We start from the raw sequence: 1628 nt of genomic DNA on the forward strand, positions 1-1628 counted from the left end.
CGTGTACTTCAACGATTTCCAGCAGACGGCCTTTGTCCAAGAGGGCGGCACGGTCGCACAGGCGGCGGATAACGCTCATTTCGTGGGTAACGATGACGATGGTTACGTTGAAACGTCGGTTGATGTCTTCCAAACACTTCAAAACGCTGCGCGTAGTGGCAGGGTCGAGGGCGGAAGTGGGTTCGTCGGCGAGGATGACTTGAGGTTGCGGTGCCAGCGCACGGGCAATGCCGACACGTTGTTTTTGACCGCCGGAAAGTTGGGACGGGTAATGGTTGGCACGGTCTTGCAAGTCGACAATTTCCAAACATTCTTCAACACGCGCTTGGATTTTTTTAGACGGCCATTTGGCAATTTCTAAAGGAAAGGCGACGTTTTCGGCAACGGTACGGTTGCTCAATAGGTTGAACTGTTGGAACACCATGCCGATGTTTTGTCGGGCGTGGCGCAGTTGCGTGGCGTTGAGCGCGGTCAGTTCTTGGCCGCACACGCTGACGGTACCTGTATCCGGACGTTCCAATAAGTTAATCAGACGCAACAAGGTGGATTTGCCTGCACCGGAGTAGCCCATCAGGCCAAAGATTTCACCCTGTTTGATTTCGAGGCTGGTCGGCTTGACGGCGACAAAGTCTTTTTTGTCGCGTGTTTGATAGTGTTTGGAAACGTGATCCAGAATAATCATGGTTTATCCGTGTTTTCTTTAATTCGTGTGGCCATCAGGGTGTGCAGACGGCGGTTGTCGGCGCGTGCAACAGTAAATTGCAGGCTGCCGATGATGACTTTTTCGCCGCGTACGGGCAGATGCCCCAACTCTTGAATGACCAGGCCGCCGATGGTGTCGGCTTCTTCGCTGCTGTATTCCGTACCGAAGAAGGTGTTGATGTCTTCGATTTCGGTAGCCGCGTGGATGCGCCAGCGTTCGGAAGAAACGGCATGGATGTTGTCGGCGCTGTCGTCTTCGTCAAACTCGTCTTCGATTTCGCCGACGATTTGCTCGATGATGTCTTCAAAGGTGACCAAGCCGGATGTGCCGCCGTATTCGTCGATGACAATCGCCATGTGGTTACGCTGTTCGCGGAACTCTTTTAAAAGGGCGGTCAAAGATTTGCCTTCGGGAACGAAAACGGCAGGGCGCAAGACGGATTGCAGGTGGAACTGTTCGGGGTTGAACATATATTTGAGTAGGTCTTTGGCGTGCAAAATACCCAAAACTTCGTCTTTGTCTTCGCCGATGACAGGGAAACGCGAATGGGCGGTTTCGATGACGTAGGCCGTGATGCGCTCGATGCTGTCGTTCTCTTTCAATACGTTCATGCGGCTGCGCGTAATCATCGCATCGCGCACTTCCAGCTCGGCAAAGTCCAATACTTTTTCCAGCCGGGTCAGTGTCTCGGCGTCAAAAACTTCCTGCTCGTGTGCTTGGCGCAGCAGGGTCAATACGTCTTCGGCGGAGTCGGGCTCGCCGGCAAGTCGGGAGATTAGGCGTTCGAAAAATTTGGGCTTCGACTGCGTACCGTCCATTTTAATATTCGTCCTCTTGGTAGGGGTTGGGGAAGCCTGCCGCCAGCATCAGGCGGATTTCTTCGGCTTCCATTATTTCGGCTTCATCGTCTTCGATGTGGTCGTAG

At 53.4% G+C, this 1628-nt stretch carries 2 protein-coding genes and 1 pseudogene; all 3 read right to left on the reverse strand.

From position 1 onward, the window contains the following. Nucleotides 1-682, reverse strand: a 682-nt coding sequence (locus ACTHUT_RS19990) for a methionine ABC transporter ATP-binding protein (protein ID WP_440419563.1), incomplete at its 3' end; no start/stop codon positions are given. Next, nucleotides 679-1521, reverse strand: a complete 843-nt coding sequence (locus ACTHUT_RS19995; RefSeq protein WP_049329553.1) for an HlyC/CorC family transporter — start codon at nt 1519-1521, stop codon at nt 679-681. The genes ACTHUT_RS19990 and ACTHUT_RS19995, both read right to left, overlap by 4 nt. Before the next feature lies 1 nt (nt 1522). Next, nucleotides 1523-1628, reverse strand: a pseudogene (locus ACTHUT_RS20000) (rRNA maturation RNase YbeY); the annotation flags it as partial.

Source organism: Neisseria sp. P0022.S010 (assembly GCF_051956635.1).